This is a genomic window from Pseudomonas sp. NCHU5216 (assembly GCF_052156495.1).
Taxonomy (GTDB): domain Bacteria; phylum Pseudomonadota; class Gammaproteobacteria; order Pseudomonadales; family Pseudomonadaceae; genus Aquipseudomonas.
Map to the genome: position 1 here is coordinate 232,965 of NZ_JBQLIX010000001.1, position 26,607 is coordinate 259,571.

Sequence of the window (26,607 nt, forward strand, 5' to 3'; positions counted from 1 at the left end):
GCACGGCATTATGGGAGGCGCTTCAGCGGCGACAGCTTTCAGGCTTCTTCCACTATCACCACACGCTGCCCGGCCCGTACGGGGGAGCCCGGTTGCACGCGCACTTCGCGCACGATGCCGGCCATTGGGGCGGTGAGTGGAATCTCCATCTTCATCGACTCGAGGATGACCAGCACGTCGCCAGCCTGCACCTGGGCGCCGGCTTCTACCTGCACCTGCCAGAGGTTGCCGGCCACATGGCTTTCGATGGCGTGCTGGCCGGCCGCGAGCGGGGCGTCCTCGCCTTGTTCGGGGGCGGCTTCTTCCACCTCGAAATGTGCCTGGCCGCTGTCGATCCAGCGTTGGCGCTCGGCGTCGAAGGCGGCGCGCTGTTGTTGGCGGAAGGCAGCGATGCCGCCTGCTTCGGCATCGAGGAACTGTTGATAGTCGGCCAGGGCCAGCTCGCTCTGTTCGATGCGCAATGGGTAGCGGCCCAGCGGGAAGTCTCGACGGATGCGCAGCAGTTCCTCTGCCGATACCGGGTAGAAACGGATCTGGTCGAAGAAGCGCAGCAGCCAGGGTTTGCCATCGAAGGCCTCGACCGCGCGGTAGCGGTTCCACATCTGCAGGGTGCGGCCGACGAACTGGTAGCCACCCGGGCCTTCCATGCCGTACACGCACATGTAGGCGCCGCCGATGCCGACGGAGTTTTCCGCTGTCCAGGTGCGCGCCGGGTTGTACTTGGTGGTGACCAGGCGGTGGCGCGGGTCGAGCGGCGTGGCCACTGGCGCACCGAGGTAGACGTCGCCCAGGCCCATGACCAGGTAGCTGGCGTCGAATACGGTGCGGTACACCTCGTCCAGATTCGGCAGGTCGTTGATGCGGCGGATGAACTCCAGATTGCTCGGGCACCAGGGGGCATCCTTGCGCACGGTGGTCATGTACTTGTCGATGGCCAACTGGCAGGCCGGGTCGTCCCAGGACAGCGGCAGGTGGACGATACGCGACGGCACCTTGAGATCCTTGGCTGCGCACACCGCGTCCCACTCGCCGGCGACGATATCGAGCAGCGTCTGTAGCGCCAGGGTTTCCGGTTGGTAGTGCACCTGCAGCGAGCGGATGCCGGGCGTGAGGTCGATCACGCCGTCCAGTTGCTTGGCCTCCAGCGCCTGCATCAGCGCATGGCCACGGAAGCGCAGCACCAGGTCGAGCTCGGGCTGACCGATTTCCAGCAGCAGGTGGGTGTCGCCGGACAGGCGCGCGACCAGGCGGGTGTCGCCCTCGCGTAGGTCGAGGATGATGGGGGAGATGAGGTCGGTCACGGACAAGCCCCCTCTCCCATTTATGGGAGAGGGTTGGGGAGAGGGCGCGTGCGATACAGCAGACGCAGCCCTCTCCCCCGGCCCCTCGGCTTGAGCGTCCTGCGTCGCCCTACCTCCTGCATCCATGCAGTCGTCTCCCGCAAGCGGGAGAGGGGAGACAAGCGCAAGCGCGCTGGCCTCCGCATTACGTGCCTTGGCCAATTCCCGCGCCGTGGCGATATCCACCGGCACGAAGCGCACCTTGTCGCCGGCCTTGAGCTGGCCGAGCTGCCACAGGTCGGCTTCGATGATGGTCACCAGGCAGACGAAGCCGCCCAGGCTGGGGCCGTCCGGGCCGAGGATCACCGGCATGTCGCCGGTAAAATCCACCGCGCCGATGGCGTAGGGGTTGTCGTGGATGTTGGACGGGTGCAAGCCGGCTTCGCCTCCGCTGTCGCGCACCCACTCGGGCTTCGGCCCGATCAGACGTACGCCGGTGCGGCTGGAGTTGAAGTGCACTTCCCAGTCGGTGGTGAGAAAGCGGTCGACATAACCGGGCGTGAAGTATTCCGGTGCGCCGTGCGGGCCGTAGATCACCCGCAGTTCGCGCACTGCTGGCAGGGCGGGGCAAAGCTCGGCGGGCAGTTGCGCACCGGCCTCGCGGCTATCGAGCGGCAGCAGGTGCAGCACGTCGCCGGCGCGCAGGGCGCGGCCGCCATGGCCACCGAACTGGCCGAGGGTGAAGGTGCTCTTGCTGCCCAGGTAGTCCGGCACCTGGATGCCGCCGCGAATGCTCAGGTAGCTGCGCGCGCCGGCACCATTGATGGTGCCGAGGGCCAGGGTGCTGCCGGCTGCGATCAGCAGGGCGGTGTTCAGCGGCTGGGCGACGCCATCGAGGCTGACGGGAATCTCGGCGCCGGTGACGGCGACCACGGCGTCGGTGTTGAAGCGCAGGGTGGGGCCGCTCATGGTGATTTCCAGGCCAGCGGCGCCTGCGTCGTTGCCGAGCAGGCGGTTGCCCAGGCGCAGGGCGCGGTCGTCCATCGGCCCGGACGGCGGTACGCCCACCGCCCAGTAGCCGAGGCGGCCGGGGCAGTCCTGCACGGTGGTCTGGGTGCCAGCGCTGAGAACCTCGAAGGTGGTCGCTTGGTAGACGAGGTTTTCCAGGCAGCGCGTCCAGGGATTACCGCTGGCAAAGGGGGCGTCGGCCAGGATCTGGCGCAGGTAGTCGCGGTTGCATTCCACGCCGTACAGCAGCGAATCGGCCAAGGCTTTATCGAGGGCGGCGCTGGCCTGCTCGCGGCTCGGCGCCCAGGTGATCAGCTTGGCGATCATCGGGTCGAAGTAGGGCGGAATCTCGCAGCCGGCCTCGACCCAGGTGTCGATGCGCAGGGCCTTGCCGTCGGCTTCGGGAAACTGCGCGGCAGTGAGCAAGCCAGGGCTGGGCTGGAAATCCCGGCCAGGGTCTTCGGCGTACAGTCGCGCCTGGATGGCATGGCCGCTGGGCTTCAGGCTCTTGGCCAGTTCGCTCAGCGGCGCCAGGTCGCCGGCCGCCAGCTCGATCATCCAGCGCACCAGGTCGACGCCCCAGACCTGTTCGGTGACGCCGTGCTCGACCTGCAGGCGGGTGTTCACTTCAAGGAAGTAGAAGCGCTCGGCCTCGCTGTCATAGACGAACTCGACGGTGCCGGCGCTGCGGTAACTGACCGCCTTGGCCAGCTTGATCGCCGCAGCGCACAGCTCATCGGCCATGCCGACGGGCAGGTTCGGCGCCGGGGTTTCTTCCAGCACCTTCTGGTTGCGCCGTTGCACCGAGCAGTCGCGCACGCCGAGGGCGAGTACCTCGCCCTGGCCGTCGCCGAACACCTGCACTTCCAGATGGCGGGCACGCTGGATGTACTTCTCGATAAATACGCCGCTGTCGCTGAAGTTATTCTGCCCCAGGCGCTTGACCGCCTCGAAGGCTTCGCTCAGTTCCTCTGCACTGCGGCATACACGCATGCCGATGCCGCCACCGCCGGCGGTGCTTTTCAGCATCACCGGATAGCCGACCTGCTCACCGGCCTTGAGCGCGGCGTCGAGGTTTTCCAGCAATTCGGTGCCTTCGAGCATGGGCACGCCATGCTGCTTGGCCAGGGCGCGGGCGGTGTGCTTGAGGCCGAATACGCGCAGTTGCTCGGGCGTCGGGCCGACGAAGGCGACACCGGCGGCTTCGCAGGCTTCGGCAAAGGCGGCGTTCTCGGAGAGGAAACCGTAGCCGGGGTGAATGGCTTTGGCGCCAGTCTGTTTGGCGACGGCGAGGATCTTGTCGACCACCAGATAGGTTTGTGCGGCCGGGCCTTCACCCAGGGAGAAGGCCTCGTCGGCCTGCTGAATATGCAGGCTGGCAGCGTCTGCCTCGGAGTACACGGCCACGCCGCCGACGTTCAGCTCACGCAGGGTGCGCAGGATGCGGCAGGCGATGGCGCCACGGTTGGCGATCAAAAGTTTGTCGAACATATCCGCTCCCGAGACAGTTCAAAGCTGCTGCGCTCCACCATGCTGCGTTGGCAGCCAGTTCGAAATGCTCATTTGCTCCAGCAAACTCCGCTTTCTCACTGGCTGCCGCCTTGCCTGATGTTCGCTCGCGACGCTTTGCTTCTGCCTCGTATAAGGTGGCGGGCCGTCCCGCCGTCATTCGTCGTGCGCCACGGTCGTCCGCAGCGAGCGGCAAGCCTCAAGCTACAAGCGGCAAGAGGGTTGCGTGTGTAGAAGCGGCCGGGCAGCGTTCCGCTTTTGCCGCGAACCGGCGAAGCTGGTGGATGTAGAAAGCGACATCCACCCTACGGTTGGTAGGCGCGGCGCCGTACCGCTTGCAGCTTGTGGCTTGCAGCTTGCGGCTGCTCTATTCCCACACCAGCACTTCGGCCGGAGTCGGGTTCCAGCCGTTGCAGGGGTTGTTCAGTTGCGGGCAGTTGGAGATCAGCACGATCACGTCGGTCTCGGCTTTGAGCTCGACGTACTTGCCGGGCGCGGAGATGCCGTCCTCGAAGGTCAGGCCGCCCTCGGGGGTGACCGGCACGTTCATGAAGAAGTTGATATTGGCGCCGATGTCGCGCTTGCTCAGGCGGCCGTCGTGCAGGCTGGCGCGCAGGAAGTTGTCGCGGCAGCTGTGCATGTAGCGTTTGTCCAGGGCATAGCGCACGGTGTTGCTCTCCTGGGCGCAGGCACCGCCGAGGGTGTCGTGGCGGCCGCAGGTGTCGGCGACTATGGTCAGCAGCGGGTTGCCGAGGTTGGAGTAGAGCACCGTGCCGGTGGTGAGGTAGACCTTGTTCTGCTTGCGCAGGGTGCGTTGCGGGTCGAAGCGCTCGCGTGGGTTGTTCGCGGCGAAGAACAGGGTGTCGATGGCCTGGTTACCTTCGAGGTCATGCAGGCGCAGGGTCTGCCCGGCCTTGACCTCGAACAGATAGGGCTCGCCTGCCGGGATGGTGTGGCGGAACACGGCGGTTTCGGGATGCAGCTTGCTTGCGGTCAGGCTCATGTCGGCATCCTCACAGGTACTGGCGTTCGGTGTTGTGGAAGGCGCGGCCGTTTTCCGGGCGCGAGGTGCGGCAGAGCACGCTGATGCCGTCGCTGGCCACCTTGCTCCAGGCGAGCTGCACTGGCTTGGGCGCATAGTCCGGGGCAGGATCCATCGGGTGCTGCAGGGCGGTGAGCACCACCAGGCAGTCCATCGGCGCGTACAGCTCGATATGGTCGCCGGCCTGGCTGTTATTCGGCTGGAAGTGGAAGGCGCCATCGGCGTCGACATCCACGCGGCTGAACAGGTTGAGGTTCATCAGCAGGTCTTGCAGGTTGAGATCCCACTTGCCCATTTCCACCAACAGATTGTCCATGCCGTTGCGGAAGAAGCCGTTGCGCAGTTCCTGATAGCGGCCCTGGCCGTACTTCTTCTGCACCTCTTCGGCATTGAGCACGCCGCCAAAGCTGTCATGCCAGCCGCAGGTATCGGCGGTGATGGCGGCCAGTACCTTGCCCATGTCCGAATAGAGGCAGTGGCCGACGGTGAGTTTGGCGGTGTGCTGGCCCTTGAGGGTGTCCGGCAGGTTCAGCCGTTCGCTTTTCTCGGCCGCGTTGAACAGCAGCAGGCTGACGTTGGCGCCGCCTTCGATATCGGTGATGCGCAGCAACTGGCCGCGCTTGAGCACGAAGGAGGTATGGCCGCCGCCGGGGACGGTTTCCTCATACAGGGTCGGGCGTAGGGTAGGGGCAGTGTTCATGGGTACCTCGGGGTTGAAACCTGGTCGTCAGGCGCCGGCAGTGGCGCCTGATCATCGTTGCGATGGGTTTTGGAGTTGCCCGTCAGAGCTTGCCGTCGACGGCCATCTGCACGTAGCTCGGGTCGAAGCGCAGCTTGATATTGGCGCTGTCTCCAGTGCTCACACCGCCGGCGAAGGTCATGCCGATGGCATCGGCGCTGCGCGCGCCTTCACCGAGGATGCCGTGCTCGAAGCTGAAGTTGGCCACCTTGCTCATGGTCTCGGGCAGGGCCGGGCTGGTGACGAAGTCCAGGGTTTCCTTGGGCGTGTAGAACAGCTTGGTGGTCGCCAGTTGCGCCTGGTAACCGGCCAGATCGGTGCCGGAGGCCTTGGCCATTTCGGTCAGGGCATCGGTAGCTTGCGGGGTGCCGGATTGCATCAGTTCGAGAATTTCGAACCAGGCGCCGACCAGGGCTTTGCCGAAGTCCGGGTTGTCCTTGAGGGTCTGGGTGTTGACCACCATCATGTCGAGGATCTCACCGGGAATCTTCGAGGAGTCGAACACCTCGGTGCTGCCTGGCTGGGCCTTGATCTCCGCGAGCATCGGGTTCCAGGTGGCGGCAGCCTGTACGCTGGGGGTGGAGTAGGCGGCGATGATGTCGGCGTCCGAGGTGTTCACCACGGTCACGTCACGCTCGCTCAGGCCTGCGGTTTCCAGGGCACGGGCGAGGAAGTAGTGGGACACCGACAGTTCCACCAGGTTGACCGGCAGGCCCTTGATGTCGGCCAGGGTCTTGCCTTCGCCCTTGAGCAGCAGGCCATCGTTGCCGTTGGAGTAATCGCCGACGATCAGCGCGGTGCTGTCGACGCCACCGGCGGCGGGGATGGTCAGGGCGTCCATGTTGGTCATGGTGCAGCCGTCGAACTGGCCGACGCTGTACTGGTTGATGGACTCGACATAGTCGTTGAGCTGCACCACATCGATGTCGATGCCGTACTTCTTCGCCCATTTGTCGATGATGCCGGAGGTGCTGGCATAGCCCCAGGGCATCCAGCCGGCGTAGAGCGTCCAGCAGACGCTGAAGCTGTCTTTCTTCTCGGCGTGAGCGCTGAAGCTGAGCACCGCGGCCAGGCCGGCGGCGGCGAAGGAGAGCAGACGATACTTGCGCATTGGAACCTCCAGTCGTGATGAGTGCGGGCAGGAGTCGCGGCACGTTCCGAATGGTGCGGAAGGCGCGTTCTCCCGGGCTTTTATCCCGCCGTGTAACCTCACTGGAGGTCGATGACTCTCGGACCAGCACCCGCTCGCGCGGATCGGAACCCTAGTCATCCATTTCGCAAATTGTGGTGCCGCGATTCCGGGAAGACCCGGCTAAAACCTGCACGCTCAGGTCTTAGCGAATTGCGTGCCAGCTCGTCACAGCCCATGAATGGGCGCCTTGGCAAGGGTGTCGGGGCGATTCGTGCCGCCTGATGGGGCTGGCTGGGCGCGCGGCGCACCGTTCGAGGGCGGTTCTCCGCGCGAATGGCCGCTGCTGGTGCCGGAACGATGGCATGGAAATCGCTATCCACCCTGTTGCAGAGGCGGCCTTGCTGCCGCCCTCGGGACGACCCGGCTCGCTGCTCGTCTGGACGGCCAGGTAACAGGCCGTTGAAAAACGTAGGCGAGGCAGGCAAGACAAGGCAAAAACAGCCGAAAAAGCGCAGTTTACGTGTTGTAAATGAGCATTTTGAGGCTGTTTTTAACGCAGTATTGCCAACGCAGGTAGTTTTTCAACAGCCTGGTAACTCACTTGTTCGAGAGATTGCCATGGCGCATACCCATTTCACGTCCATCCCGCTTGTCGATGTCAGCGGGCTTTACTCCAGCGAACTGGCCGAGCGCCAGCGCGTTGCCGATGAGTTGGGCCGCGCCGCGCGTGAGGTCGGTTTTTTGCAGGTCACCGGGCACGGCATTTCCCGCGAGTTGCGCGATGGCCTGATCGATCAGGCGCGGCGCTTCTTCGCGCGGCCGCTGGAGGAGAAGATGCGCTTCTATATCGGCCAGTCGAGCAACCACAGCGGCTACGTGCCGGAAGGCGAGGAGCAGTTCGCCGGTGGCAGCAAGGATCTCAAGGAAGCCTACGACATCAATTACGACTACACCGAAGCGGCGCAGGTCTACCCGCTGCTGGGGCCGACACAGTGGCCGGACTCGGCGGACTTCAAGCGCGAGGTGAGTGCCTACTACCGGGCGGCGCTGGCACTGGGCGACAGGCTGTTTCGTGGCTTCGCCCTGGCGCTGGGGCTGGCCGAGGACACCTTCGCCGCCATTACCCGGCGCCCCACCAGTCAGTTGCGCATGATCCATTACCCGATCGACCCCGACCCGGTGGCCGACCGCCCGGGCATCGGTGCTCACACCGACTATGAGTGCTTCACCATTCTTCTGCCCACCGCCGAAGGCTTGCAGGTGCTCAATGGCGATGGCCAGTGGATCGATGTGCCGCTGCTGGAGGACGCTTTCGTGATCAACATAGGCGACATGCTCGAGGTGCTCAGCAACGGGCATTTCGTCGCCACCTCGCACCGCGTGCGCAAGGTCAGCGAGGAGCGTTTCGCCTTCCCGCTGTTCTGCGCCTGTGACTACCCGACGCGCATCGCGCCGATTGCCGGTCTGCCAGCGCGGGGTGGACGTGAGTACGAGCCTGTGATCTGCGGTGATCACCTGTTCGCTCAGACGGCGCAGACCTTTCGCTATCTGCGCCAACGTCTGGAGGACGGCTCGCTGCAATTGCCCGACGGTACGCTGGGGCTGTCCAGCTTTGGCCAAGGTCGCCGGGAGGTGACGGCATGAACCTGCTGCAACTGGCGAGCCGTTACCCGCAACGCGCCGAGGGTGGCGTGCCGGACTGGATGCTCGGGCACTTCCGTCGGCGCACCATCAGCTTCGCCGATGGCCGCAGCGATGAGCGCACCCAGGTGCACTGGTTGCAAAGCCGCAGCTTCACCATCGACCTGCGCCTGCCGGACGCGCCCGCGCTGCCCGTCCGTGCCTGGCAGGACTACGACGCCGCCGAGCTGCGCCAGCTCGCCAATCATGAAGGCTGGGTGGCTGACAGCGTCTGGGAAAATGGCTATCTGAGTTGGCACGGTGGCGTGTCCCTGCAACTGCACAACCGTTGGCCGGAGCCGGCGCTGCTGCATCGCGTCGGCAACTGTATGATCGAGTTCGGCAGCAGCGGCGCCTACGTCGAAGACTGGCGCTTGCAGGCCAGCAGCGGGTCCTTGATCGGCCTGCGCCTGCTGCAGGAGTGTGATGCGCACAGCGGCGAGGTGCTGCAGCGGGGTGGTGGCCTGATTCTCTGTGGCGACCGACTCGGCTGGGTTCAGGGGCGAGCCGTGGAGCCTGGCGAATCGCCGCTGCAACTGCGCGAGCGAGTCGAACAGGCGCGTGATGATGGCCAGGCCCTGGCTGCGCTGTTCGACTTCGAGACCTCACTGGCCCATGCCGATGAGCTGGGGCGTTATCGCGTGATGCTTTCCACCTTGCCGGCCCGAGTGGGGCAGGCCGTTTCGCTGGAGGGCTTCGAGGTGCCGGAGGCAGAAAGCCTGTGCCAGCGCCTGCAGCGGCCGGACGGCCGCGATGTGGTGCGCACCTTTCTCATCGACACGCTGGAACCGGACTGGCGCGCAGAGCTGGCCACGCCCTGCACTGACGAAGCGCAGCGTTGGTTCAGCGCCGAAGGTGAAACGCTGTCGCGTTATCTCCAAGTGTTGAGCTAGACAGGGCTGGATCACAGCAACAAAGCTCGCCGCTGAAGCAGAGGTGGTGCGCATGGCGCACCCTACGGTTATCGCGGTCTGCCTGCGTAGGGTGCGCTGTGCGCACCGAACTGGCGGCTCCGTAGCCCGGATGCAATCCGGTAGTTCTTGCCGGTTTCCCCGGCTACGTGCTGATTGGTAGGAGCGAGCTCTGCTCGCGAACGCCGGTGATGCCACGAGCTTCGCGAGCAGAGCTCGCTCCTACAAAGCTACGCATTGGCCGAAGCCACCGTAGCCCGGATGAAATCCGGGGGTTCCTGCCGGTTTCCCCGGCTTTCCGGGATACGTGCTGATTGCTAGGAACGAGCTCTGCTCGCGAACGCCGGTGATGCCACAAGCTTCGCGAGCAGAGCTCGCTCCTACAAAGCTACGCATTGGCCGAAGCCACCGTAGCCCGGATGAAATCCGGGAGGATCGGCGGCACATCATTCCCGGATTGCATCCGGGCTACAGCGGGTTGGGCGCCGTTAGGCGCTTGGCCAGTTCGCTGGGTAGCTGTAGCTGCGCCCGGCGCGCCTCGTTCAGCGGCAGGTCGTAGGTGATGCGCGCGCCATAGGCGCCAGGCGCCTGCGGGTCGTGACGTACCTTGTCGAATACCAGCAGGCGAGTGCCGAGGCTGAAACCTTCGGACAGGTCGTGGGTGACCATGAACACCGTCAGGCGGGTTTCCTGCCACAACTCCAGCAGCAGCGCGTGCATGTCCTTGCGAATGCCGGGGTCGAGGGCGCCGAAGGGTTCGTCGAGCAGCAGCACCCGCGGCTGCATGATCAGCGCCTGGGCGATGGCCAGACGCTGCTGCATGCCACCGGAAAGGGCGCTGGGGTACTTGTCCAGAGCATGACCGAGGCCGACTCGGGTGAGGATGCTGGCCGCACGCTCGCGGGCCTCGCGCTTGGCTGTGCCGAGCAGGCGCCCGAGTAGCCGCGACTGGCGCAGCTCCAGGCCGAGGGCGACGTTGTCCAGCACGCTCAGGTGGGGGAACACCGAATAGCGCTGAAACACCACGCCACGGCTGGGATCGGGCTCGGCCAGCAGCGGCTCACCGCCGAGCAGGATCTGCCCACGACTGGGGCGCTCCTGGCCGAGCAGCAGGCGTAGGAAGGTGGACTTGCCGCAGCCCGAGGCACCCACCAGGGCGCAGAACTCGCCTTCGGCGATGCTCAGGTCGAGGCGCTCCAGCACGGTCTGGTCGCCGTACTGCTGCCAGACATTCTTCACTTCGATGAAGGCGCCTACGGCGTTGCTTTTCTTGTCGCTCATGCCTTGGCTCCTTCGTACCAGGGGAAGCACAGCCGGGTGAGCTGGCGCAGGCCCAGATCCAGCGCCCAGGCCAGCAGGGTGATCCAGGCCACGTAGGGCAGGATGATGTCCATGGCCATGTAGCGACGCACGAGGAAGATGCGGTAGCCCAGGCCATCGGTGGAGGCGATGGCTTCGGCGGCGATCAGGAACAGCCAGGCCGAGCCGAGTACCAGGCGCAGGGAGATGAGCAGGCGTGGCAAGAGTTGCGGCAATACCAGACGCAGGATCAGCGTCCAGGTGTTGGCACCGAGGGTCTGCGCCTTGATCAGCAGTTCGCTGGGAATTTCCCGGGCGCGTTGTTCCAGGTCACGGGCCAGCATCGGGGTGACGCCGATGACGATGAGCATGACCTTGGACAGTTCACCGAGGCCGAAGACGATGAACAGGATCGGCAGGATGGCCAGGGGCGGAATCATCGACAGCACCGTCAGCAGCGGCGATAGCGGCGCGCCCAGCAGCGGCAGGGTGCCGGCGGCGATGCCCAGCGTCAGGCCCAGCAGCGCGGCGATGCCCAGGCCAAGGCCGAGACGTTGCAGGCTGGAGGCGGTGTCCTGCCAGAACAGGTACTGGCCGCTGCGTTTGTCTTCGTTGAAGGCCAGGCGGTTCATGGCGTCAGCCATCTGCCCGGCACTGGGCAGCAGTTTGTCGTTGGGGTTCTCGGCCAGACGGCTGGTCGAGGCGCTGAAGTAAATGAACAGCAGCAGGGCGAAGGGCAGCAGGATTAGCAGCAGGCGTCCGCTGCGATCCGGGTGACGGTTGATCAGGCGCATGGAGAATCCTCTTCGGCCCAGGAACGAAAGGCGTGCGCAGCTAGCGGACGCAAGGAGATACGAACGTCAGGCCTGGGGAGTGGACGGCTGACAGCCGTTGATGCGAGTGGGGCATACCCATGGTGATCCTCCAATTCGAGACGGGGCGGGCAGGAGTTCGCGGCGGTTCCCCACGGATGGGGCGCGTTCTCCCGGGCTTTTGTCCCGCCGTGTAACCTCGCTGGAGGTCGCCAGCTCTCGGACCAGTCGCTCGCCTGGGGCGAGCCGGAACCCTAGCCGGCTATTGGCAAATTGTGGTGCCGCGTGCCCGGCGTACCGAGGCATTTCCTGCACGCTCTGCTTAAAGCGAACATCGTGCCAGGCGCCAGCCAGCGCACTTTGCGTGGCAGGAGTGCAGCTCGGTGCGCCGTGCTGGTGCGTTGCGTTGATGCGGTGCTGTCTGATGGGGCGTCTGGCCGAGGAGCTTCGCAGTGTGACGCCCGTCTAAAGAGAGGCGGTGGAGTTGTGCGGGCCTCGGCACACTCTGCAGGTCACATTTCAGGAGATTCTCGATGCATCTGTTGTCCTTCCTCAAGGGCGCGCTGGCCATGTTCTGGCTGGTGGCGCTGCTCAATCTGCTCTATCCCTTCGCCACGCCGCTGGGCGCCTGGGTGAACTGGGCCGCGTTGTTCCTGCTGCTGGCGCATGCCGGCGAGCTGCTGTTGTTCCGCTCGCGTCTGGAGGGCATGCCGGGGCTGTGGTGGCAGCGTGTACAGGTGTTGGCGTTCGGCATGCTGCACCTGCAAACGCTGCGCTGACCGGGCGCGCTCAGCTCACATGCATGCCCCTAGCAGGCCGTTGAAAAACGTCGACGAGGCAGGTAAGACAAGGCAAAAATGGTCGAAAAAGCGCAGTTTACGTGCTGTAAATGAGCATATTGAGGCCATTTTTAACACGGTATTGCCAACGCAGATAGTTTTTCAACAGCCTGCTAAGCGCTGGCTTGCTGGCGATCCTGCAAGGCAATGTCTACTGCTCGATGAACAATTGCTGCACCACCGAGAAGTCCTGCTTGCCCTTGCCCTGCTTGAGCAGCAGACGGTAGAGCTGCAGCGCCAGGGCGCCCATTGGCGCGCTGTTGCCGTGGTGGCTGGCGGTTTCCTGGGCCAGGCCGAGATCCTTGGCCATCAGCTCGGCCATGAAGCCGCCGCTGTAACCCTTCGACGCCGGTGCGTTCTCCATCACCCCGGGCCAGGGGTTGTACTTCTCCAGCGTCCAGTTGCCGCCGGAGCTCTGCCGCATGATCTCGGCCAGTACGGCTGGGTCGAGGCCGTTGGCCACGCCCATGGCCATGGCTTCGGCGGTGGCGATCATCTGCACGGCGAGCACCTGGTTGTTGCACACCTTGGCCACCTGGCCGGCGCCCTCCGGGCCGGCGTGGAAGATATTGCGGCCCATGGCGGCGAGCAGCGGCCGGGCCTTTTCCAGCGCCTCGGCTTCGCCGCCGACCATAAAGGTCAGAGTGCCGGCCGCCGCGCCGCCGGTGCCGCCGGAAACGGGCGCATCAAGCAGGGCGATGCCACGCTCGCGGGCGGCGGCGTGCACCTTGCGCGCCGACTCCGGGGCGATGGTGGAGCACTCGATCACCAGCGTGCCGGCTGCGAGCCGATTCAGCAGGCCTTCATCTCCCAGATACAACGCCTCCACATGGCGGCTGGCCGGCAGCATGCTGATCACCACCTGCGCCTGGTCGATGGCGTCGGCCGCGCTGGCGGCCGCCACCGCGCCTTCGCCGGCCAGGGTATCGACGGCGCTGCGCACCAGGTCGAAGACTTTCAGCGGGTAACCCGCCTTGAGCAGGTTGCGGGCCATGGGCAGGCCCATGTGGCCAAGGCCGATAAAGGCGATCTGGGTCATGTCGGTTCTCCTTTTCTTTTTGCTCTTGGGGTACTGCTCAATGCCAATCAATCACGCATCAATCGTGTAGGTTTCCGGTGCTCTGCCGGTCGCCCCTCCCACAGGCCCATTTCCCGGATTGCATCCGGGCTACGGGGGCGTCATTACCCGGTTTTGAACAGCTCGTTGAGTTCGGCGAAGGAAGCGGCGTTCCTGGCGAAGCCTGCATCGCCCTGATGTAGAGCGCGGGCGGCCTGGAGGAAGCCGCCGAAGGCTGCGCGTGCCAGGCTGGAGCCGACGCTGACGCGACGCACGCCCAGCTCACTGAGGTCATCCAGGGTCAGGGCGCTGCTGGACAGCCCCAGTAGCACGTTGACCGGCCTGGGCGCCACGGCTCTCACCACTGCGTCGATCTGCTCGCGCGTGGTCAGGCCGGGGGCGTAGAGCGCATCGGCGCCGGCCTCGGCATAGGCTTCCAGGCGGCGCAGGGTGTCGGCCAGGTCTTCACGCCCATGCAGGAAGTTTTCCGCGCGGGCGCAGAGGGTGAAGGGGAAGGGCAGGCTGCGCACGGCTGCCACCGAGGCGCGGATGCGCTCGACCGCCAGCTCTAGCGGGTAGATGGGCGCCTGCGGATTGCCGCTGGCATCCTCGATGGAGCCACCCACCAGGCCACAGGCAGCGGCCTGCAGCAGGGTGTCGGCGCAGCCCTGAGGCTCGTCGGCGAAGCCGTTTTCCAGATCGGCTGCCACCGGCAATGGCGTGGCCTCGACTATGGCGCGGGCGTTGACCAGGGTGTCTTCGCGGCTGATCAGGCCTTCGCCGTCGGCGCGCCCAAGGCTGAAGGCCAGGCCGGCGCTGGTGCTGGCCAGGGCCTCGAAACCCAGGGCCGCGAGGATCTTCGCCGAGCCGGCATCCCAGGGGTTGGGTAGCACCAGCAATTCGTCGCGTTGATGCAGGGCCTGGAATGCCTGGGCTTTTTGCTGCTGCGTATCGGCCATGCTGTTGCTCCTTGTTAATTGTCGTGCCTGCAGATCCTCAGGTCGCGGCTATAGCCCCACAGGTGTAGGGTGCGCCGTGCGCACCGGGCAGGCGGCGTGGCCTTTTACAAATCCGCCAGTGGATGCTCGCCGTCCCAGGCCGGAGCGAAGTGGGCGTCGATCACGGCCTGCGGAATCGCGGCCACGTCCGGCCAGTGCCAGTGCGGCGTCTGATCCTTGTCGATCAGGCGGGCGCGCACCCCTTCGAGGAATTCCGGGTGGCGGCAGCAGTTCAGGCTCATGGCGTATTCCATGCGGAACACTTCGGCCAGGGACAGGTGGCGCGCACGGCGGATCTGTTCCCAGACCAGGTGAGCGGTCAGCGGGCAGCCATGGGCCAGGGTCTTGGCGGCGCGAGCCAGCAGGGCGTCGTCGTCCTGCTGCAGAGCGCTGAGGGCCTGCACCGCTGTCGGCAGGCCAGCGACATCGAGCAGCTCATCGATACGTTCGCGGCGCGGCAGCCACTGTGCGGCTGGCAGTTCTTCTCGGGCCTCGCTTTCCAGCGCGCGCAGCAGGCTGTGTAGCTGGGCCTCGGGCTGTTCGCGCCAGTTAAGCTGCACCAGGCCATCGAGCAGGGCGTCCTGCTGGTCGTCGCGCAGGAAGCGGTCAGCCAGGTTCAGATCCAGCGCATCACGGGCATTGATGCCGGCTGCGGTGAGACCGAGGAACAGGCCCAGGCGCCCAGGCAGGCGGGCGAGGAACCAGCTACCGCCGACATCCGGGTATAAGCCGATGTTGATTTCCGGCATGCCCAGGCGGCTGCTTGGGGTGACGATGCGGATGCCGGCGCCCTGCATCAGGCCCATGCCGCCACCGAGCACATGGCCATGGGCCCAGCAGATGAAGGGTTTGGGGTAGGTGTGGATGCGGTGGTCGAGGCGATATTCGTCGGCGAAGAAGCGCCGCGCCAAAGCTGGAATTTCACCGGGGTGCTCGCGGCACTGATGGACGAGTTGCACCACGTCGCCGCCGGCGCAGAAGGCCTTGGCGCCGTTGCCGCGTAGCAACACGCAGGCGATTTCGGGGTCGTTGGCCCAGGCCTGCAGTCGCGCATCGAGCGCCTCGATCATCGGCAGGGAGAGGGCATTGAGGCTCTTCTCGGCATCCAGACTGGCGATGCCGATGCGGTAGCCGTGCAGGCTGGGGCGTTCTTCAAATTGCAGATTCATAGGGCAACCTTTGGTTGAGCTTCAAGCCGCAAGCCATAAGCTTCGAGTAAGAGCGCCAGAGCGGCTTTTGGCTTGCAGCTCGTATCTTGCAGCTTGCCGCTGCTTTTCTCATTTATTGCGCCACTGCGGGTCGCGTTTTTCCAGGAAGGCGTTGACGCCTTCGCGGGTGTCGTCGGCGTCGAACAGGTCGACGAAGCGCTCGCGCTCTTCCGGCAACCAGGTGTTCGGGCCGCGCTGGCGGGCGCCCTGGATCAGCGGCTTGATGGTGCGCACTGCCACCGGGCTCTGCCGCGCCACCCTGGAGGCCAGCAGCAGGGCGGTGCCACGGGCTTCGCCGGTGTCCACCACCTGCTCTACGAGGCCGATGCGCAGGGCAGTGTCGGCGTCGATACGTTCGCCACAGAGGATCATGCGCTTGGCCCAACCTTCGCCCACCAGCCAGGGCAGTGCCTGGGTGCCGCCGGCGCAAGGCAGCAGGCCCACGCCAGCTTCCGGCAGGGCCATCTGCGCCTGGCGCTCGGCGATGCGCAGGTCGCAGGCCAGCGCGCATTCCAGGCCGCCGCCCATGGCGTAGCCGTTGATCGCGGCGATGGACACGCCACGGAAGTCACGCAGAGTCTCGAAGGCTTCGCCGAAGCGCCGTGCCATCTCGCGGGCGCGGGCCTTGTCGCCATCGGCGAACATGTTCAGGTCGGCGCCGGCGGAAAAGAACTTCGGCCCCTGGCCGGTCACCACCAGGGCGTAGACCTCGTCGTCACGATTAAGGTGCTCGATGACCTGCTTGAGGCCGATCAACGAGTCGCGATCCCAGGTGTTGGCCGGCGGGTGATTGATGGTGATGAGCGCAGTGTGGCCGTGTTTCTCCACGGTGAGCTTGTGGGTCAGGTCGAAGATGCCGGATTTGTAGGTTTCCAGTGCAGTACTCATGGTCGTCCTCGATATTCATCATTGCCGTAGGAGCGCGCTCTGCTCGTGAACATTGCTTGCACCTACCTAGAGCAAGCGATCGAGCATGCCGCCCTGCACAAGCAGGCGGCGGGCGACGATCACCCGCATGATTTCGTTGGTGCCCTCCAGAATCTGATGTACGCGGGCGTCGCGTACCCAGCGCTCCAGTGGATAGTCATTCAGATAGCCGTAACCGCCGTGCAGTTGCAGGGCCTCGTTGCAGATGTCGAAGCAGTGGTCGGTGGCGAAGCGCTTGGCCATGGCGCAATACAGGCTGGCTTCGCCGTGGCCATGGTCGAGCTTGTGCGCAGCCAGGCGCACCATCTGCCGGCTGGCGGTGAGGTGGGTGAGCATGTCGGCCAGCTTGAACTGCAGGGCCTGGAACTGGCTGAGCGGCTTGCCGAACTGCTTGCGCTCCTCGGCATAGCGCAGGCTCTGTTCCAGCGCCGCCTGAGCGGCACCGAGCGAGCAACTGGCGATGTTCAGGCGGCCGCCGTCGAGGCCCTTCATGGCGTAGACGAAGCCTTCGCCTTCCGGGCCGATACGGTGGCTGACAGGAATGCGCACGCCCTCGAAGGTGATGGTGCGGGTCGGCTGCGCCTTCCAGCCCATCTTGTCCTCGTTGCGCCCGTAGCGCACGCCGGGGGCATCGGCCGGCACCAGGAAACAGGAGATGCCCTTGGCGCCATCCTCGCCGCTGCGCGCCATGACGATCAGCACATCGGTACTGCCGGCGCCGGAGATGAAGCACTTGCTGCCGTCGAGCACATAGTCGTCGCCGTCGCGGCGGGCGCGGGTGCGCAGGTTGGCCGCATCGGAGCCGGCGTCCGGTTCGGTCAGGCAGTAGGAGGCCAGCGCCTGGCCGCAGATCAGCCCCGGCAACCAGGCGTCCTTGAGTGCCTGGTCGGCGAAGCTGGCGAGCATCCAGGTGGCCATGTTGTGGATGGTCAGGTAAGCGGTGGTGGCGACGCAGCCGGCCGCCAGTTGCTCGAAAATCAGTGCGCTGGACAGCCGCGACAGGCCCAGGCCGCCATCCTCTTCGGCGATGTACAGGGCCAGGTAGCCCTGCTCGGCGGCGCGGCGGATCACCTCGGTGGGGAAGTGGTGGTCGCGATCCCAGTCGGCTGCATGGGGCGCCAGCTCCCGTGCGGCGAAGGCGCGGGCGCTGTCGGTGAGCAGGCGTTGTTCGTCACTGAGTTCAAAGTCCATGGCATCTCATTGCAAGGTCAGGGGTTGGCCGCCGGCACGGCGCTCGGCCTGCCAGTCGGCGAGGCTGGGCAGCGCCGTGCTGGCGTCGAGGCGGTCGACGATCTCGAAATAGTCCTGTTTCAGCGGATCCTTGAGCACCTCGTCGCGCGGTTTCACCTTCACCGCATAGACGGTCTGCAGGTTCTGGTGATCGAAGGCGCGCCATTGCTGCTCGTCTTTCAGCAGGCGGTAGCGGTGGCCCTCCAGCGCCTTGATAAGCGCTTCGCTGTCGAGGCTCTTGGCGCGCGTGGCGGCATCGGCCCATTGCTGGACGATGCTGTAGGCCGAGGCGGCGGAGCTGGACGGGTACATCTCGTAGCGAGCCTTGAAGGCTTCGACGAAGGCTTCGCCGCGGGCGGATTTTTCCAACGCCGGCACGCGCCAGGTCCAGGGTTCGGTACCGATCACCCCTTGCATCAGGCTGGGGCCGCCCTGCTCGATGATGCTCTGGGTGAGGTTGGGGGCGATCACCTGCATGCGTTCGGTCAGGCCGAGATCCTTGGCGATGCGCATGGCGCGTACCAGATCCTCGCCAAACAGCACCAGGGCGAGGATGTCCGCCTTGCTGGCAGCGGCCTGGGTCAGGGCGTCCTGGTAGTCGGCCAGGCGCGCGCCGGGGAAGGGGATGCGCACCCCGGCATGCTGGGTGACATCCTCGCTGGCCGTGGTGTGGCGCAAAGAGGCTTCGGTGGTGTGGCCCCAGGTGTAATCGGCGGTGACGTAGAAGTAGCGCTTGTTCGGCAGGGTCTTGTTCAGGTACTGGCCGAGCACCTGGGCACTCATCCAGGCGTTGTTGCACTCGCGGAACATGTAGCGATGGCCGTCCTTGCCGGTGGTGTCGTTGGAGTAGGTGAGGGTGCCGAAATACAGCAGGCCATGCTCCTTGGCACGTTTGCCGGCGGCGATGGCCACGGCGCTGGAGGAGCCGCCGAAGAGCATCGCCGCGCCACCTGCCACCAGCTTGTCGACGTTCTTCACCGCCTTGGCCGGGCGTGAGGCGGTGTCCTTGCTGGACAGGCGCAAGGGCCGCCCCAGCACGCCGCCGGCAGCGTTGATTTCATCGATGGCCAACAGGGCTCCACGCATCTGCGCCAACCCCTCCTCCTTGTATGGCCCGGTGCGCGGGTAGTTGAGCCCCAGAGTGATGGGCTCGGCAGCCTGCGCACAGGCGGTGATTGCGGCCCACAGGGCCAGGACGCCAGACAGTCGACGCATTGCAGTGCTCCTTGTTTTTGTTCTGCAAAGTCCCTTTTTACGCCGCTTGTCCGGCTCCGGTGATTGTCTTTTCGTATAACAGCTACGTCGTTCTCATTTCAGTTGAATGGTCATGTTCGGCCCGGCCTCGAGCGGCGTGTCGTCGAACCAGCGGCTGGTCACCGTTTTGGTTTCGGTGTAGAAGCGCACCGCCTGCTTGCCGTAGGCGTGCAGGTCGCCGTAGAACGAGCCCTTCCAGCCGGTGAAGGAGAAGAACGGTAGCGGCACCGGGATCGGCACGTTGATGCCGACCTGGCCGACTTCCACGGCATGCTGGAAGTGCCGCGCAGCGCCACCGGAGCGGGTGAACAGGCTGGTGCCGTTGCCGTAGGGGCTGGCGTTGACCAGCGCGATGGCCTCGTCGAGGCTGTCCACCTCCATGCACACCAGTACCGGGCCGAAGATTTCCTCGCGGTACAGGCCCATCTTCGGCGTCACGCCACGGAACAGGGTCGGCCCGACCCAGTTGCCGTCCGGGTAGCCCTCGACCGAACACTGCGAACCGTCGAGCAGACACTCGGCGCCTTCGGCCTTGCCTTCTGCGATCAGGCGCAACACGCGCTGGCGCGCCTGCGGGCTGATCAGCGGGCCGTAGGCGGCGCCGCTGTCCTGCCAGTGGCCAGGACGCAGCGCGGCCATCTGCTCGGCCAGCTCGTCGATCCACTGCTTCGACTCGCCGACGAACACCGCCACGCTGATGGCCATGCAGCGCTGCCCGGCGGCGCCGCAACTGGCGCCGAGCAGGTTGCTGATGACCTGATCCTTGGGCGCGTCCGGCATGATCACCATATGGTTCTTGGCCCCGGCGAAGGCCTGCACGCGCTTCAGATGCTGGGTGCCGGTGCGGTAGACATGCTGGCCCACGTTCACCGAGCCGACGAAGGACACCGCGCGCACCGCCGGGTGCACCAGCAGCGCATCGACCTGCTCGCGACCGCCATGCAGCACCTGCAGCACGCCGGCCGGCGCACCCGCTTCGAGGAACAGCTCGGCCAGGCGGTTGGGTGTCAGTGGATCCTGTTCGGAAGGCTTGAGGATGAAGCTGTTGCCGCAGGCGATGGCCAGCGGAAACATCCACAGCGGGATCATCGCCGGGAAGTTGAACGGGGTGATGCCGACGCACACGCCCAGCGGCTGGATCCAGCTAGCGGTGTCGATCTCGCGGGCGACGTTCTCCACCGTCTCGCCCATCATCAGGCTGGCGATATTGGCGGCATGCTCGGCCACCTCGATGCCGCGCCACACATCGCCCTTGGCGTCGGCGAAGGTCTTGCCGGTTTCCCGGGCGAGCAGCTCCGCCAGCTCGTCGTGATGCTCCTTGAGCAGGTGCTGGTAGCGCAGCATCAGACGGGCGCGTTCCGATACCGGCACCTCGCGCCAGGCGAGAAAGGCTTTCTGCGCACCGGCTACCGCCGCCTCGATTTCCTCGGCAGTGGCCTTGGGCGCCAGGGCGATCACGGCCTGGGTGGCCGGGTCGGTGACTTCGATCAGATCCGTGGCCTGGCTTTGCTGCCATTGGCCGTCGATCAATTGCGGCAGGGTATGGGGCATCTTGGCCTCCTGTTGTTCTTGTCCGAGTTCCTTATAGCCCCTGGCGACGCTCTTGTGGATTGACGATCTTGGTCATCGGATGGACGATCTTGTCATTCGTATCGAGTGGCAGGGAGCAATCAGGATGGGCACACGGGTGGAAACCTCCAATTGGCCGTTGCCCCTGGGTGGGCAGCGGTTCATCACGCCGCCACGCCTGCGCCGCCTGCTGGCACGCCATCCGCTGAGCGCAGGGTGCTATCCACTGGCCATGGGGTTTTACCCGGAAGCGGTCAGCCACCAGATGCAACGCGCCCAGCCGGATGACCACCTGCTGATCCATTGCCGTTCCGGCAAGGGCTGGCTGGAAACGGCGGATGGACGATTCGAGGTCATGCCTGGGGATCTGCTGCTATTGCCCAAGGGCAGCGCCCATGCCTATGGCGCCGATGCGCAAAGCCCCTGGACCATCTATTGGGTGCATTTCGACGGCAGCCTCAGCGAGGACTTCCTGCGCCTGCTGGGCGGCCAGCCGCTGCGCCGCATCGGTGTGCAGCCGCGCCTGCTCGGCGATTTCGAGGCCTTGCTGGCGGTGCAGCGCCAGGGCCTCAATGCCTTGCCCTTCATCCACGCTGCTCATCGCCTGCAGGCGATGCTCAGCTCGCTGGCGGCGCTGCCGGCGCGGGTCAATCTGAAATCCGGGCGAGTGCTGGATATCGAGGCGGTGCAGGCCGTGATGCGTGAGCATCTGCGTGGCAGCCTCAACCTCGATGAACTGGCGGCGCAGTTCAAGCTGTCGCGCTTTCACTTCGCCAAGACCTACCGCGCGCTGACCGGCCATGCGCCGATCCAGGACTTCATCCAGCTCAAGATGGCCTTGGCCTGCCGTCTGCTCGACCGCGGCGATATCGAGGTACGCCAGGTCGCCGAGCAACTGGGCTATGAAGACCCGTATTACTTCTCGCGGCTATTTCGCAAGGTGGTAGGCATGGCGCCCAGTCATTACCGGGCGTTGCACCAGGGCTAGCAGGTCATGTAGCCCGGATGCAATCCGGGAGCTGTTCGCTCCGTGTCGACGATGGCTCAAGCCAGCAGACGCTTCCACATGCTCAACTCGTCGGCCAGTTCTTCACGCAGGGTCGCCAGTGGCTGTTCCAGACCCAGCTTCTTCTGTGCCGGCAAGGGTTCTTCCGGCTCATGGCCTGCTTGCATGGCACTGGCGAGCAAGACCAGATCGGCCATGTCGGCGGCGCCGTCGTGCTCGCGTCGCCACTGCCCATAGAGCCGTGCGCACTCGATGATGCTCGGCGGCAGTTGCCAGCGGGTGAGGATCAGCGCGCCCAGATTGCCGGACAGCGACTCGCACAGTTCCTCCAGGGTGGCGCCATCGCGTGGCACTTCCGGCCAGTTCTCCAGCTCCGACAAGAGCGGCAGGCTGCCGATGTCCTGCAACAAGCCGGCGAGCATGGCGTCGTCCATGGAAACGCCTGCGCGCTGCGCGAGCACCGCACAATGCGCCGCGCGTTCACGGGCGTGGCGCCAGCGCAGGCGGAAGGCCTGCAGCAGCAGCGGGTCGGTGCTCTCGAACAGGTGTTGCAGGCTGAAACCCAGCACCAGATCGGCCAGTTGTCGGGTGCCCAGGCGATCCAGCAGGTCACGCAAGGAGCCGCAGGGGCGACTGCCGCGCATCAGGGGCGAGCTGGAGAACTGCATCAGATAGGCCGCCAGAGGCGGGTTGCCGTTGATCACCCGCACCAGTTGTTCCGTCGAGGTCATCGGGTTGTCCAGCAGCTTGCGGATGCGCACGGCCGCTTCGGGCATCTGCGGAATCTTCGCTTCGCCCTTGAGGAAGCGATTGAGTAGCGCCAGGCGCAAGGTATCGGTGGTATTCGACATGGTGTCCGGAGTCATTTTAGAGGCGATAGACAATAGGCTAGCAAAGCATGCTGCCGCCTGTCGCAATCCCTGTCCTTGACTTGCCGCAACCCCATCACTAGCGTGCCTGCATTCGTTGCGAGGCATACAGGAAACCCGGATGACCGACGACCACATCAAGCTCGAAGACAGTTGGAAGCACGCGTTGCGCGAGGAATTCGACAAGCCCTACATGAAGGAGCTGGGGCAGTTCCTGCGCGCGGAGAAGGCCGCCGGCAAGGAGATCTACCCACCTGGCCCGCTGATCTTCAGTGCGCTCAATTCCACGCCGCTGGAGCGGGTCAAGGTGGTGATCATCGGCCAGGATCCTTACCACGGGCCGGGCCAGGCCCACGGCCTGTGCTTCTCAGTGCAGCCAGGCGTGCAGACGCCGCCGTCGCTGCAGAACATTTACAAGGAGCTCAAGCGCGACCTGAACATCGACATCCCGGCCCACGGTTACCTGCAGAGCTGGGCCGAGCAGGGCGTGCTGCTGCTCAACACCTCGCTGACGGTGGAGCGCGGCAACGCCGGCTCGCATGCCAAGATGGGCTGGCAGTTCTTCACCGACCGGGTGATCGAGGTGGTCAGCGAGCATCAGCCCAAGCTGGTGTTCCTGCTCTGGGGTAGCCATGCGCAGAGCAAGCAGCGTCTGATCGACCCGACCAAGCACCTGGTGCTGCGCTCGCCGCATCCGTCGCCACTGTCGGCGCATCGCGGCTTCATCGGCAACGGTCATTTCAGTCGCTGCAACCAGTTCCTCAGCCAGAACGGTCTAACGCCCATCGACTGGCGCCTGCCGCCGCTCTGAACGCCGTTCAGCGCTGTGCCAGCGCTTCGTCAGCCGTACATTGCTGCGCGGCCAGGTCGGCATGCAGGTCGTCCAGGCGCTGGCTGGCGCGTTGCAGCTGGCGGGTATCGGCCTGGTTGACGAGGTCGACGATCAGCTCGGCCATGGCCTGCCGATTGGCCGCGTAGCTAGCTCGGTAAGCCTGGGTGTAGAAACGTTCGCGCTGCTGCAACAGGGCGCTGATGCGTGCGGCGAAGTCGTCACCTCGGCGCACATACAGCGCCTCGCGCAGGGCTTGCTGCCAGGCCAGGCGGTTATCGAACCAGACCTGATTCTGCCCGCCCAGGCCCTGTGCCCAGTCTTGCACCCGCTGGCGTTGCTCGGCATCGAGGCGGCCGAACCAGGGTTGCAGGCGTTCCTCCATGCGTTCGGCGCGCTGGCTGATCTGTTGCGCCAGTGGTGGCTGGAGAAACTCCTCGCGCAGTTCGGCATTCTGCTCGTCCAGCGCCGTGAACAGTTGCTCCACCTGATAGGGGCTCAGGCCGCGCAGCAGCTCGACGGCACTGGGGGTGATCTCCACGGCGATGCGCTGCATGGCCTGCTCGAAGTCGGCCACCTGGCTGGCCATGAGCTGGGCGTCGCCCGCGTTCAGGGCCTGCTGGCTGCGTTGCAGCCAGTCGAGATAGCGCGGCAGTTCCACGCTGCAGTGCCAGTTCAGGTGCGCCTGCAGACGCGGTTCGAGCCAGGCGCTCTGCTCGCTGTTCAGTGGCACGTAGTCATTCAGCTTCCAGGGGATCAGCCAATCGAGATTGCGATAGGCCAGGTCGACACGGCTGCAGGCTGCCAGCAGCAGAGTCAGAACCAGAAGCAGAAACAGGGGTTTACGCATGGCTGCTGTCTCGTCAGGGCATGGCTATCGAGACTAATGCGCGAAGAGTCAGGCGCAAGAGGGCGGAAATATCCGCTAACGCTTGCTCTGGAAGAAAGAGCGCCGCGACGGCCTGGACCACCGCGGCGCTGTATGCGGTTACTGGCGCTGCAGCGCGGCGCAGGATACTTCGTAGTTCTGCTTGCAGGCGCTTTCGTACAGGCGTTTGGCCTGATCCGGGTCACGCGGCAGGCCGCCCTCGCCACGCCGATAGAGATTGCCCAGCACGTGTTGCGCCATCGGGTTGCCGGCGGCTGCGGATTGGTTCAGGTAACGCAGCATCTCGCGCTGGTTGGCGAACTCCGGCGCATCACGGCCGGTATACAGATAGGCCAGGCTGACCGCCGCCATGCTGTGCCCCTTATCGGCGGCGAGCTTCCACCAGTACTCCGCCTGCTTGAGATCCTTCTCCGGCTGGCCGACGAAGTAACTGCTGCCCAACTGGAACTGGCTCTCCAGATCCCCACGCTCGGCCTTCTGCCGCAACTGCGCCTGCACCTGCTCCTGCGTGGAAGGCTGGCTTTGCGCTGCCGGAGCCGTGCTAGCCGGCTCCTGCTGTGCCTCACGGCTGCTGCATCCGGCCAGCACGGCCAGGGCGAAGAGAACGAGGGTAGGGTAGCGAAAGGTACGTTTCATACTGGCTCCGAGGCAAAATAGGGACTTGGCCGGCTGTTGAAAAAAACTATCTCGGCTTTGACTTCCGGCGTCGCTTTAGTTCCTGCAACCGCCTGTGACGGTGTCCGGCATAAAACCAAGTCCTTTTGATAATGCCACGGCGACTTACTGGCGACGCGGTGTTGCGGGTGTAATTCGGCCGGATAGGCGCTTCCGGAGTTTGCCTAGCGTTTGGTTAAGGGGCGGGCTTTGGCCCGTCCCAGTGAGCGAAGCGAACGGTTTGAATGCTGTTATGCACTACTGGCAGTATCGGCGTGCCTCTTCTTCTGTTTTTACCTCTGTTCCGTTGCAGTGATAGCCCGGAACAGCGCAGTGGAGGTATGCCTTACCTAGCTGCTTAGCTTCGTACTCGCTTTCAATTACTGCAGGGGCATTTCGCCCGGCGGTTGCTTTGCATGATTCTTTTTTTGAGTCTATTTTGTTTATGCATTGGCTTTGACTGATATTGAATGATTTGGTTGAGTCGTTGCACATTTTTAGCGCGGTCTCGTGCCATAGCTCAAATAAACTCTCTTGCGGGATGGGTTGGTTCTGGATATTGCTTATGCTGTATTGGCTAGTGCTGCTGGCGCTGTCTGGATGATTGTTTTTGTACGCATAGTACGCTGCGGCAGATAGTGCGATCAGAACGATGATTTTCTTCATGTAACCTCCTTGTGCATAACGTTGCGGTAAACGGCAGAATTTAAGTAGTATTTTTGTGGAAATATTTTACGAAGTAAAACCAGGCGGTAACAATACGACCCCCGTGATCGCTTGAACGCTTGGCCCCCGCTGCGCGAACTACAGAGTGGCCAGGGCGCAAGAGCCCACAACAGGCTGGATATACGAATGCAACCGAGCTGACGACAGGATCGAAAAGCTATTGCTCACTACTTGTGGAGAGAGTCCATATACGCATTGTTAGAAACTATACAGACTGCTGCCTAACAAGTCTCCAAATGCATTGGTCAGCGTGCCGATGATGGTGACGATTATTCCCAGCGCGACATTGTTGCCGATCTTGCGTTCTTCGGGGGTTGTGGTGGTGACTGAGCCATCAGCTCCGAGATCACCCATGCGTCCAGCGCCTGACTGAGATTTATAAATGCCGTTTGAAAATAGAGGAGACATAGTAAATAGGAGGCCAGTTACTATGACTACTGCCCCAAAACGATTGAGCCAAGTCCAGTCCTGCTTGAGAATTGACAGGAATACACCGGCCATCATGGCTGTTACAAAAACTAAAATTAAGAAGCATCTGCAAGCAAATAGTTTCATTAAAGGATCAAGCGGGTGCTTGTCGGGATTGCTTTGTCCTGTGAACACTGAAATTTCCTTTTGGCTTCTAGCGTTTGGTTAAGAGGCGGGCTTTAGCACGTCCTAGCTAGTGATTTGAATGCTGTAGTGGCACAGATCTATACCCGAGTGCCGTGGTAGCTAACATGGGGAGGGCCGTTATGAAGCGCATCGCAGTTGATCTGGCCAAGTCCTTCTACCCAGTTGCCGAGCGTGTCCGTTGCGGCCAGATGGTACAGCGCAAGCGGCTGAACCGAGAGGCGTTCACGCGATATATACAGGAGCGGGCCGAGCCGGTCGAGTGGGTGGTGGAGTCTATGGCGCAGTGCATGACTGGGGCGGATGGCCCGGCAAGGCTGATCGCAAACACCTGCCGTTCATGGCTTTTTTGGGGGCAGATGGCCGCGAAACTGTCCCTTCGCTGAACCCCATATTCCATTTACAGCTTGTTGCAATCGATTTGCTGAACTTTTTGTTTTTTTCGGGGTCACGCCTTCGTCCGGGGGCGTGCTTGTACTGGCTCCCGGCGTTCTTGCGGGCTGCGTTTGTGCGGTGGTTTCGCTGAGC

Annotated in this window: 23 protein-coding genes, 1 pseudogene and 2 riboswitches; of the genes and pseudogenes, 6 read left to right on the top strand and 18 right to left on the bottom strand. The window is 64.2% G+C overall.

Annotated elements, in window-relative coordinates:
- Positions 1 to 38: 38 nt before the first annotated feature.
- From ACSVIK_RS01060 to ACSVIK_RS01075, 4 genes are all read right to left on the bottom strand, one after another.
- The gene (locus ACSVIK_RS01060; RefSeq protein WP_442442512.1) at positions 39 to 3,779 is read right to left on the bottom strand and encodes an urea carboxylase; all 3,741 of its coding nucleotides are present in this window, start codon (positions 3,777 to 3,779) and stop codon (positions 39 to 41) included.
- Between the two features lie 385 nt (positions 3,780 to 4,164).
- On the bottom strand, positions 4,165 to 4,800 hold the full coding sequence (locus tag ACSVIK_RS01065; RefSeq protein WP_442442513.1) for an urea amidolyase associated protein UAAP2: 636 nt from the start codon (positions 4,798 to 4,800) through the stop codon (positions 4,165 to 4,167).
- Between the two features lie 10 nt (positions 4,801 to 4,810).
- Entirely contained in the window at positions 4,811 to 5,539 is a 729-nt protein-coding gene (locus ACSVIK_RS01070; protein ID WP_442442514.1) for an urea amidolyase associated protein UAAP1, read from the bottom strand.
- 82 nt (positions 5,540 to 5,621) lie between these two features.
- Positions 5,622 to 6,689, bottom strand: a complete 1,068-nt coding sequence (locus ACSVIK_RS01075; RefSeq protein ID WP_442442515.1) for a putative urea ABC transporter substrate-binding protein — start codon at positions 6,687 to 6,689, stop codon at positions 5,622 to 5,624.
- 67 nt (positions 6,690 to 6,756) lie between these two features.
- Positions 6,757 to 6,855, bottom strand: a riboswitch (guanidine-I (ykkC/yxkD leader).
- 473 nt (positions 6,856 to 7,328) lie between these two features.
- On the opposite strand from ACSVIK_RS01075, the gene ACSVIK_RS01080 reads away from it, so the two are divergent.
- Both ACSVIK_RS01080 and ACSVIK_RS01085 read left to right on the top strand, forming a co-directional pair.
- On the top strand, positions 7,329 to 8,354 hold the full coding sequence (locus tag ACSVIK_RS01080) for an isopenicillin N synthase family dioxygenase (protein WP_442442516.1): 1,026 nt from the start codon (positions 7,329 to 7,331) through the stop codon (positions 8,352 to 8,354).
- Positions 8,351 to 9,283, top strand: a complete 933-nt coding sequence (locus tag ACSVIK_RS01085) for a hypothetical protein (protein WP_442442517.1) — start codon at positions 8,351 to 8,353, stop codon at positions 9,281 to 9,283. The genes ACSVIK_RS01080 and ACSVIK_RS01085 overlap by 4 nt, the downstream gene beginning before the upstream one ends.
- A gap of 486 nt (positions 9,284 to 9,769) precedes the next feature.
- Here ACSVIK_RS01085 and ACSVIK_RS01090 read toward each other — a convergent pair whose 3' ends face one another.
- Entirely contained in the window at positions 9,770 to 10,582 is an 813-nt protein-coding gene (locus ACSVIK_RS01090) for an ABC transporter ATP-binding protein (protein WP_442442518.1), read from the bottom strand.
- Entirely contained in the window at positions 10,579 to 11,394 is an 816-nt protein-coding gene (locus ACSVIK_RS01095) for an ABC transporter permease (protein ID WP_442442519.1), read from the bottom strand. Before ACSVIK_RS01095 ends, ACSVIK_RS01090 begins: the two co-directional genes overlap by 4 nt.
- Before the next feature lie 186 nt (positions 11,395 to 11,580).
- A riboswitch (guanidine-I (ykkC/yxkD leader) is annotated at positions 11,581 to 11,681 on the bottom strand.
- 264 nt (positions 11,682 to 11,945) lie between these two features.
- Between ACSVIK_RS01095 and ACSVIK_RS01100 the strand changes: the two genes are divergently transcribed.
- Positions 11,946 to 12,191: a DUF1145 domain-containing protein gene (locus tag ACSVIK_RS01100; RefSeq protein ID WP_442442520.1), complete on the top strand. Its 246-nt coding sequence runs from the start codon at positions 11,946 to 11,948 to the stop codon at positions 12,189 to 12,191.
- A 211-nt stretch (positions 12,192 to 12,402) separates the two neighbouring features.
- Here the strand turns inward: ACSVIK_RS01100 and mmsB are convergent, their stop codons facing one another.
- The 7 genes from mmsB to ACSVIK_RS01135 form a co-directional block, all read right to left on the bottom strand.
- On the bottom strand, positions 12,403 to 13,290 hold the full coding sequence (mmsB, locus tag ACSVIK_RS01105) for a 3-hydroxyisobutyrate dehydrogenase (protein WP_442442521.1): 888 nt from the start codon (positions 13,288 to 13,290) through the stop codon (positions 12,403 to 12,405).
- A 143-nt stretch (positions 13,291 to 13,433) separates the two neighbouring features.
- Complete coding sequence (locus ACSVIK_RS01110) at positions 13,434 to 14,267, bottom strand: isocitrate lyase/PEP mutase family protein (protein WP_442442522.1); 834 nt, start codon at positions 14,265 to 14,267, stop codon at positions 13,434 to 13,436.
- A 104-nt stretch (positions 14,268 to 14,371) separates the two neighbouring features.
- Positions 14,372 to 15,475, bottom strand: a complete 1,104-nt coding sequence (locus tag ACSVIK_RS01115; RefSeq protein ID WP_442442523.1) for an enoyl-CoA hydratase/isomerase family protein — start codon at positions 15,473 to 15,475, stop codon at positions 14,372 to 14,374.
- Positions 15,476 to 15,583: 108 nt separating this feature from the next.
- Positions 15,584 to 16,402, bottom strand: a complete 819-nt coding sequence (locus ACSVIK_RS01120) for an enoyl-CoA hydratase (protein ID WP_442442524.1) — start codon at positions 16,400 to 16,402, stop codon at positions 15,584 to 15,586.
- 66 nt (positions 16,403 to 16,468) lie between these two features.
- Positions 16,469 to 17,632, bottom strand: a complete 1,164-nt coding sequence (locus ACSVIK_RS01125; protein ID WP_442442525.1) for an isobutyryl-CoA dehydrogenase — start codon at positions 17,630 to 17,632, stop codon at positions 16,469 to 16,471.
- Between the two features lie 6 nt (positions 17,633 to 17,638).
- Entirely contained in the window at positions 17,639 to 18,886 is a 1,248-nt protein-coding gene (locus ACSVIK_RS01130; RefSeq protein ID WP_442442526.1) for a substrate-binding protein, read from the bottom strand.
- Positions 18,887 to 18,979: 93 nt separating this feature from the next.
- A complete protein-coding gene (locus tag ACSVIK_RS01135; RefSeq protein ID WP_442442527.1) occupies positions 18,980 to 20,476 on the bottom strand; it encodes a CoA-acylating methylmalonate-semialdehyde dehydrogenase in 1,497 nt (498 codons plus the stop codon).
- A 124-nt stretch (positions 20,477 to 20,600) separates the two neighbouring features.
- Here ACSVIK_RS01135 and ACSVIK_RS01140 point away from each other — a divergent pair, with 124 nt between their 5' ends.
- Positions 20,601 to 21,482, top strand: coding sequence for an AraC family transcriptional regulator (locus tag ACSVIK_RS01140; RefSeq protein ID WP_442442528.1), 882 nt, complete (start codon positions 20,601 to 20,603; stop codon positions 21,480 to 21,482).
- Positions 21,483 to 21,538: 56 nt separating this feature from the next.
- Here the strand turns inward: ACSVIK_RS01140 and ACSVIK_RS01145 are convergent, their stop codons facing one another.
- A complete protein-coding gene (locus ACSVIK_RS01145) occupies positions 21,539 to 22,351 on the bottom strand; it encodes an HDOD domain-containing protein (protein WP_442442529.1) in 813 nt (270 codons plus the stop codon).
- Positions 22,352 to 22,490: 139 nt separating this feature from the next.
- On the opposite strand from ACSVIK_RS01145, the gene ung reads away from it, so the two are divergent.
- Positions 22,491 to 23,180, top strand: a complete 690-nt coding sequence (gene ung, locus ACSVIK_RS01150) for a uracil-DNA glycosylase (protein WP_442442530.1) — start codon at positions 22,491 to 22,493, stop codon at positions 23,178 to 23,180.
- Positions 23,181 to 23,187: 7 nt separating this feature from the next.
- On the opposite strand, the gene ACSVIK_RS01155 is transcribed toward ung, so the two are convergent.
- From ACSVIK_RS01155 to ACSVIK_RS01170, 4 genes are all read right to left on the bottom strand, one after another.
- The gene (locus ACSVIK_RS01155) at positions 23,188 to 24,048 is read right to left on the bottom strand and encodes a DUF6279 family lipoprotein (protein WP_442442531.1); all 861 of its coding nucleotides are present in this window, start codon (positions 24,046 to 24,048) and stop codon (positions 23,188 to 23,190) included.
- Between the two features lie 138 nt (positions 24,049 to 24,186).
- Complete coding sequence (locus ACSVIK_RS01160) at positions 24,187 to 24,723, bottom strand: tetratricopeptide repeat protein (RefSeq protein WP_442442532.1); 537 nt, start codon at positions 24,721 to 24,723, stop codon at positions 24,187 to 24,189.
- Between the two features lie 276 nt (positions 24,724 to 24,999).
- Positions 25,000 to 25,407 carry a hypothetical protein gene (locus ACSVIK_RS01165; RefSeq protein WP_442442533.1) on the bottom strand — a complete coding sequence of 136 codons (408 nt, stop codon included), beginning with the start codon at positions 25,405 to 25,407 and terminating at the stop codon, positions 25,000 to 25,002.
- A gap of 258 nt (positions 25,408 to 25,665) precedes the next feature.
- The gene (locus ACSVIK_RS01170) at positions 25,666 to 26,070 is read right to left on the bottom strand and encodes a hypothetical protein (protein WP_442442534.1); all 405 of its coding nucleotides are present in this window, start codon (positions 26,068 to 26,070) and stop codon (positions 25,666 to 25,668) included.
- 131 nt (positions 26,071 to 26,201) lie between these two features.
- On the opposite strand from ACSVIK_RS01170, the pseudogene ACSVIK_RS01175 reads away from it, so the two are divergent.
- Positions 26,202 to 26,380, top strand: a pseudogene (locus ACSVIK_RS01175) (IS110 family transposase); the annotation flags it as partial.
- Between the last annotated feature and the right edge of the window lie 227 nt (positions 26,381 to 26,607).